Source organism: Pseudohaemophilus parahaemolyticus, assembly GCF_938021905.1.
GTDB lineage: Bacteria > Pseudomonadota > Gammaproteobacteria > Enterobacterales > Pasteurellaceae > Haemophilus_A > Haemophilus_A parahaemolyticus_B.
Window position 1 is genome coordinate 1 of record NZ_CALIFA010000037.1, and the last position, 6995, is coordinate 6995.

The 6995-nt window shown below is 40.6% G+C and carries 9 protein-coding genes; 5 read left to right on the forward strand and 4 right to left on the reverse strand.

Translation table 11 applies throughout. The features are described from left to right. From proS to glmS, 5 genes are all read left to right on the forward strand, one after another. Positions 1 to 1430: proline--tRNA ligase (gene proS, locus QMF79_RS03680; RefSeq protein ID WP_281772816.1), on the forward strand; the 1430-nt coding region annotated here is incomplete at its 5' end. Between the two features lie 56 nt (positions 1431 to 1486). Next, on the forward strand, positions 1487 to 2122 hold the full coding sequence (locus QMF79_RS03685; protein ID WP_281772817.1) for a hypothetical protein: 636 nt from the start codon (positions 1487 to 1489) through the stop codon (positions 2120 to 2122). 2 nt (positions 2123 to 2124) lie between these two features. After that, positions 2125 to 2817 carry a hypothetical protein gene (locus QMF79_RS03690; RefSeq protein WP_281772818.1) on the forward strand — a complete coding sequence of 231 codons (693 nt, stop codon included), beginning with the start codon at positions 2125 to 2127 and terminating at the stop codon, positions 2815 to 2817. A 276-nt stretch (positions 2818 to 3093) separates the two neighbouring features. Then, on the forward strand, positions 3094 to 3858 hold the full coding sequence (locus QMF79_RS03695) for a DeoR/GlpR family DNA-binding transcription regulator (protein WP_281772819.1): 765 nt from the start codon (positions 3094 to 3096) through the stop codon (positions 3856 to 3858). Positions 3859 to 4013: 155 nt separating this feature from the next. Next, positions 4014 to 5834: a glutamine--fructose-6-phosphate transaminase (isomerizing) gene (glmS, locus tag QMF79_RS03700; protein ID WP_281772820.1), complete on the forward strand. Its 1821-nt coding sequence runs from the start codon at positions 4014 to 4016 to the stop codon at positions 5832 to 5834. Between the two features lie 77 nt (positions 5835 to 5911). On the opposite strand, the gene QMF79_RS03705 is transcribed toward glmS, so the two are convergent. The 4 genes from QMF79_RS03705 to QMF79_RS03720 all read right to left on the reverse strand — a co-directional run. Then, complete coding sequence (locus QMF79_RS03705; RefSeq protein WP_225791724.1) at positions 5912 to 6166, reverse strand: hypothetical protein; 255 nt, start codon at positions 6164 to 6166, stop codon at positions 5912 to 5914. Positions 6167 to 6386: 220 nt separating this feature from the next. After that, complete coding sequence (gene rpsQ / locus QMF79_RS03710) at positions 6387 to 6641, reverse strand: 30S ribosomal protein S17 (protein ID WP_281772821.1); 255 nt, start codon at positions 6639 to 6641, stop codon at positions 6387 to 6389. Further along, positions 6641 to 6832, reverse strand: coding sequence for a 50S ribosomal protein L29 (gene rpmC, locus QMF79_RS03715; RefSeq protein ID WP_005695090.1), 192 nt, complete (start codon positions 6830 to 6832; stop codon positions 6641 to 6643). Before rpmC ends, rpsQ begins: the two co-directional genes overlap by 1 nt. Beyond that, positions 6832 to 6995, reverse strand: a 164-nt coding sequence (locus QMF79_RS03720) for a ribosomal protein L16 (protein WP_281772822.1), incomplete at its 5' end; no start/stop codon positions are given. The genes rpmC and QMF79_RS03720, both read right to left, overlap by 1 nt.

The window sequence follows — 6995 nt, forward strand, 5'->3', positions numbered from 1 at the left end:
TTGAAGACCGCGGAAACCGTAACTTTGTACTTGGGCCAACTCACGAAGAAGTGATCACCGATTTAGTCCGCCGAGAAGTTTCTTCATATAAACAGCTTCCACTTAACTTATATCAAATTCAAACTAAATTCCGTGATGAAGTGCGTCCTCGTTTTGGTGTAATGCGTTCGCGTGAATTTATTATGAAAGATGCGTACTCATTTCACACTACACAAGAAAGTTTGCAAGAAACCTATGATGTGATGTACCAAGTGTACAGTAACATTTTTAACCGCTTAGGCTTAGATTTCCGTGCGGTACAAGCGGATACTGGGTCTATTGGTGGTTCAGCTTCCCATGAGTTCCAAGTGTTAGCTTCAAGCGGGGAAGATGATGTGGTGTTCTCTACCGAATCGGATTTTGCAGCGAATATCGAATTGGCAGAAGCAATTGCTGTAGGCGAACGCCAAACACCAACGGCAGAAATGTGTTTAGTTGATACACCAAATGCGAAAACGATCAATGAACTTGTGGAGCAATTCAACTTGCCAATCGAAAAAACCGTGAAAACTCTGATTGTGAAAGGTGCAGACGAAAATCAACCGCTTGTGGCGTTGATTATTCGCGGCGACCACGAATTAAACGAAATCAAAGCACAAAAACACCCGTTAGTAGTAGATCCCCTTGAGTTTGCGGACGAAGCAGAAATCAAAGCAAAAATTGGTGCAGGCGTGGGATCATTAGGTGCGGTAAATCTTAATATTCCTGCAATTATTGACCGCACTGTGGCGTTAATGTCTGATTTTAGTTGTGGTGCGAATATCGACGGAAAACATTACTTCAATGTGAACTGGGAACGCGATGTTGCAATGCCAGAAGTTTTTGATTTACGCAACGTAGTTGAAGGCGATCCAAGTCCAGATGGTAAAGGCACGCTTCAAATCAAACGTGGTATTGAAGTGGGGCATATTTTCCAACTGGGTAAAAAATATTCTGAAGCAATGAAAGCGACCGTTCAAGGCGAAGACGGTAAACCACTTGTAATGACAATGGGTTGCTACGGTATTGGGGTAACTCGTGTGGTGGCATCAGCGATTGAGCAACACCACGATGAACGCGGTATCATCTGGCCATCAGACGAAATCGCCCCATTCACTGTGGCGATTGTGCCGATGAATATGCACAAATCTGAAAGCGTACAAAAATACGCTGAAGAACTTTACCGCACTTTACAATCACAAGGCGTTGATGTGATTTTTGATGATCGTAAAGAACGCCCGGGCGTGATGTTCGCTGATATGGAATTGATTGGTGTGCCGCATATGGTGGTAATTGGCGAGAAAAACCTAGACAATGGCGAAATTGAATATAAGAACCGCCGTTCTGGTGAGAAACAGATGATTGCAAAAGATGAGTTGCTTGCGTTCTTGAAAGAGAATGTGAAGGCGTAATATATTTAACGGCTAGGCTTTGCCTAGTCGTTTTTTTATCCAAAGAAGGGAGAAATATGAAAAATAGATGGAAAACACTGATGCTTGCAATGCTGCTTACAGGATGTGCAACAAAAGAAATCATCAATCCTCAAGAATATGACGCAACAAAACATGCCCGTATCCGAATCTTTAATATAGGAAACGATGGCGAAATCAATGTAACAATCATGGATTGTGAAAAAGATAAGAGAGGAATACATCTTCGCCCTACCGGATGGTTTAACGGCAGTGGGCAACATCGAATAGGTATGACTCAAACCGAGGACTCAGATATCGCCCAGAAGGAAAATTATACGTTTAGAGAATATGTCATTCCTACGGATAAAATAATCAATCTCACCCCATCACATCAAATCAGTAAAGCTGTTTGCCGCGTTGCGGGAAAACCTTGCCAGACCGAAACAACACAATTATGTCAGTACGGTCCAATTGCAGGCTATGATACTATCCGAAAATTTCTGATGAAAACCATTACTTTGGGTGCCACCGATGGAGGAGAACGCCGAGATGATCGTGCATCATTTATCCCTAAAGCCGGGCATCAATATGAAATTAAGCCAATGGGGTGCTCAGTTGTTTTGAAAGATATTACTGAGGAAAACATCACAAACGTTTCACTTTCCCCATACTACAAATGTCCCACAAAATAACAATGAAAAAACTTTATCTTATTTTAATTTGCTTGCTCACGAGTTGCGTTATCCATATTAACAAGCCCATAAAAACCACAGAAAAAATTTATGCCTTTATGATTGAAAAAAATAAAATTTATCTGATAGGTGAGCAGTCGGACTATCTTTTACAAAATCAAGATGTTGAAGCAATGCAACATTTCTTGACTAGCCCTTATGCAAAACAAACACTCTTTTTTACAATGAAATTAGATAGCCTTGATAATGAGGTCACTGGCGAATACACCGTTTATTTAGACGAAAGCAAATATAGTAAAGAGGAAAAAGAGCAGTTGCAAAAACAATATTGGTTTAATCCTATTAGCCATATTCATTCTAATTTCTTATCAGCAGTAAAACTTAGAAATCCGAACTGGAAAGCTAATCAGCCAGCATTAAAACGGCAATACCGAGCATTTGGAAAGCGAATTCGCTTTAATAATAGAGATGAAATAATCAGTAAATTTTCAATGCCTGAACCAATCGAAATTTCTTTAGTGCGAAGAACATCACATAAAGAAGTTATAGCCGATGATATCGCCTTAGAACTGACAACTATAACGTTATCAATGCCTGTTTATGTAGCTTATACAACATTAACTACTGCATTTGTTGTACCCATTGCAGTAACACAAGGTATTATTTATATTTTAAATAAACAATCTAAGAAGTAACCTACAAAAAACCGACCAATCGACCGGTTTTCTTTTTAATTTTGCAATTATGCAAACACTACTTGAACATCAATTAGGAAGGTAATGCGGCAATGTCTGCAATGTTCGACTTACTAAAATAAGAGAGCATTTTTGAAAAAGAGTGTAAAGGTGTAATATTTCTTTGAATGTAAAAACAATGGCTAGGTCAACCCTAGCCATTTTTATGCTTGCAAGCGGTCAAAATTTCATTATAATTCAAAAAGTTTTGAAACGAAACTTTATGGTTTAAGAACTATGTCAAAACGAAACACCCAACAACGCCGTCAGCTGATCGTTTCGATGCTGATAGAACAAAATGAATTAAGCGTGGATTATCTCGCCCAATTCTTTGAAACCTCTGAAGTGACTATCCGTAAAGATTTACGCGTATTAGAAGAAGGCGGTTTCTTGCTTCGCCGTTATGGTGGGGCGATAAAAATGCCATCGGAAATGATGGAAGAAGAAAGCAACGATGAGCAACTTTCAAAACAAAAGTTAGCTATTGCCAAAGCAGCTTGTGAAATTATTTCTGATCACAATCGCATCATTATTGATAGCGGTAGCACCACTGGGGCGTTGGTAAAAGCCTTGAATCAAAAAGGCTTGGTAATTATGACCAATTCTCTTTCTCTTGCCAGCGAACTAACGACCTTGGAATGTGAACCGACGGTGTTAATGACAGGTGGAACTTGGGATGCTCGCTCAGAATCCTTCCAAGGCAAAGTGGCAGAAAATGCCCTTCGTTCTTATGATTTTGACCAGCTCTTTATTGGGGCTGATGGATTAGATTTAGAACGCGGCACAACGACGTTCAATGAGTTAGTCGGGTTAAGCCAAGTGATGGCAGAAGTGAGCCGTGAAGTAATTGTGTTAATCGAATCACAAAAGATCGGAAGAAAAATGCCCAATGTGGAACTTGATTGGTCTAAGATTGACAAAATCATCACTGATAGCCAATTAAGTTACGAAACGAAAGTTTTGATTGAACAAAACGGCGTAGAAGTGATTGTGGCTAAATAGTACTTATTTTATCGTATATTTTCTCCGTTAATTACTACTGCCAAATCTCCCCTACCCCTCTTTGCTAAAGAGGGGCAAGGGAGATTTGGCAGAAGAAAAAACGGAGAAATCTATAAATTTAAACTCAAATTAAACAAACATTAGGAAACAAATTTATGTGTGGAATTGTCGGTGCGGTAGCACAACGTGATGTAGCAGCAATTTTAGTCGATGGATTACACCGCTTAGAGTATCGTGGTTACGACTCTGCGGGCGTTGCCGTATTAGGTGCAGATAAACAAATGAATATTTTACGTCGCGTGGGTAAAGTGAAATCCTTAGACGATGCGTTAGAAGCCAAACCATTATTAGGTGGAACAGGGATAGCACACACCCGCTGGGCAACCCACGGTGAACCCTCTGAAGCCAATGCACACCCTCACCGCTCAGGCAAAATTGCGGTGGTTCACAACGGTATTATCGAAAACTACGAAGAGTTGCGTGCAGAGTTACAAGCACGCGGTTATGTGTTCCAATCACAAACTGACACCGAAGTGATCGCCCATTTAGTGGAATGGGAATTCCGCACATCAAATTCATTATTAGAAGCAGTACAAAAAACCGTGAAACAACTTCGCGGTGCATACGGTACCGTAGTATTAAATGAAGAAGAACCAGAGCATTTAATCGTAGCACGTTCAGGTTCTCCGTTAGTTATCGGTTACGGCATCGGTGAAAACTTCCTCGCTTCTGACCCGCTTGCACTATTAAGCGTAACCCGCCGTTTTGCTTACTTAGAAGAAGGCGATGTGGCAGAAATCACACGTACTTCAGTTGATATTTACGACCGCAACGGCAACAAAGTAGAACGTGAAATTCTTGAAGGCAACTTCGAGCAAGATGCAGCAGATAAAGGGCAATATCGCCACTATATGCAGAAAGAAATTTTCGAACAACCAGTGGCAATTATGAATACCTTGGATGGTCGCATCAAAGAAGGCAAAGTGAATTTAGAAGCTATTGCACTAAATGCTGCGGAAATTTTATCGAAAGTGGAACATATCCAAATCGTCGCGTGTGGTACTTCTTACAACGCAGGGATGGTGGCACGCTATTGGTTAGAATCAATTGCAGGTGTGGCATGTGATGTAGAAATCGCCTCTGAATTCCGCTACCGCAAATTTGTGACTCGCCCAAATAGCTTGCTTGTAACCATCTCACAATCAGGCGAAACCGCAGATACTTTAGCGGCATTACGCTTGGCGAAAGAGTCTGGCTTTATGGCAGCGATGACCATCTGTAACGTAGCAACCTCTTCATTGGTTCGCGAATCAGATTTCGCCTTTATGACCCGCGCAGGCGTGGAAGTAGGCGTGGCTTCAACTAAAGCTTTCACGACTCAATTAACTTGCTTATTACTTTTAACGGCGGCATTAGGTCGCTTAAAAGGCAACGTTTCAGCAGAGCAAGAAGCGGACATCGTTCATGCATTACAACGTTTACCTGCGTTAATTGAAGCGGCATTAACCCACGAAAAAGAGATCGAAAAACTCTCTGAAGATTTTGCAGATAAACAACACAGCTTATTCTTAGGGCGTGGCGAACTCTACCCAATCGCAATGGAATCGGCGTTGAAATTAAAAGAGATTTCATACATTCACGCCGAAGCCTACGCAGCGGGCGAATTAAAACACGGACCGTTAGCATTAATCGACAGCGAAATGCCAGTGATTGTAGTTGCCCCTGAAAATGATTTGCTCGAAAAAGTGAAATCAAACATTGAAGAAGTGAAAGCACGCGGTGGTCAATTATTTATCTTCGCCGACCACGATGCAGGCTTAGGCTACAAAACCTTGGTATTCCCGAAAGTTGATGAAGTAACTGCTCCAATTTTCTACACCGTACCACTTCAACTACTCTCATACCACGTTGCGTTAATTAAAGGGACTGATGTGGATCAACCACGTAACCTCGCGAAATCGGTGACGGTTGAGTAATTTGAAAGAATAAAACAAGCGGTCATTTTCCTGATGCGATTTGCAAAATGCGTGGGGAAAATGACCGCTTTATTATTTTAATGAGCATTACCACATCCAGGTAATGTACGGTCTACCACTAAGTTCCCTTCAACAATAGCTGAAACAGTAAAGAAATTTTGTTTTACATACACAGCAACATCAGACAACGCAACAGCACATTTATTAGTTTGAATAGCACGATCTGTCGCTTCATCAAAACGAGCATAAGGATAGGCTGAATGCTCACCTCTCGCTCTCTCTTGAGTAACTGCCAATTTACCAGAATTCAAATTAACATTTTTTGAGCTCATCAATGTATAACCGCCTATACGATGAACACAAGCTGAAAGTAAAATTGCCACAAGACCAATAGATAATGTCTTAATTCTCATCACTAGTTTCTCCAAACTTTTATCAATATGTTTTACTTGTTATGTCAATAACAAGTAAAAGAAGTATACTTCTTTGGAAAATCAGGCATAAAAAAACCCTCCAGCATTGCTGCTAGAGGGCTTAATATTGATTTGCTGATTAAGCTACTGCTTTCTCAACAACACGAACTAAAGTGTGTGCTTTTGTTTTTGAAACAGGACGACATTCCTTGATTTCAACTACATCACCTAATTTAGCTTCGTTGTTTTCATCGTGTACGTGTAATTTAGTTGTACGACGGATAAATTTACCGTATAACGGGTGTTTTACCTTACGTTCAATAGCAACAACGAAAGATTTTTCCATTTTGTCGCTAACAACTTTACCTTGTACGCTACGAATTTTATCAGTCATTACTCACCCGCCTTCTCAGTTAAAATGGTTTTAACGCGTGCGATATCACGACGCACTTGTTTAGCCTGATGGGTTTGTTGAAGCTGACCGGTGGCTGTTTGCATACGCAATTTGAATTGTTCACCTAGAAGGTTCACTAACTCATTATTCAGCTCTTCAACACTTTTTGTACGTAAATCTTGAGCTTTCATTACATCACCGTCTTAGTTACGAAGGTAGTCTTGATTGGCAATTTAGCAGCTGCTAATGCAAATGCTTGTCTTGCGATCTCTTCTGACACACCATCCATTTCATAAAGTACTTTACCCGGTTGGATTAAGGCTACCCAGTACTCAACGTTACCTTTACCTTTAC

Coding starts and splice junctions, on each gene's coding strand:
- QMF79_RS03685 (WP_281772817.1), top strand. CDS start 1,487: ATGAAAAATAGATGGAAAACACTGATGCTTGCAATGCTGCTTACAGGA.
- QMF79_RS03690 (WP_281772818.1), top strand. CDS start 2,125: ATGAAAAAACTTTATCTTATTTTAATTTGCTTGCTCACGAGTTGCGTT.
- QMF79_RS03695 (WP_281772819.1), top strand. CDS start 3,094: ATGTCAAAACGAAACACCCAACAACGCCGTCAGCTGATCGTTTCGATG.
- glmS (WP_281772820.1), top strand. CDS start 4,014: ATGTGTGGAATTGTCGGTGCGGTAGCACAACGTGATGTAGCAGCAATT.
- QMF79_RS03705 (WP_225791724.1), bottom strand. CDS start 6,166: ATGAGCTCAAAAAATGTTAATTTGAATTCTGGTAAATTGGCAGTTACT.
- rpsQ (WP_281772821.1), bottom strand. CDS start 6,641: ATGACTGATAAAATTCGTAGCGTACAAGGTAAAGTTGTTAGCGACAAA.
- rpmC (WP_005695090.1), bottom strand. CDS start 6,832: ATGAAAGCTCAAGATTTACGTACAAAAAGTGTTGAAGAGCTGAATAAT.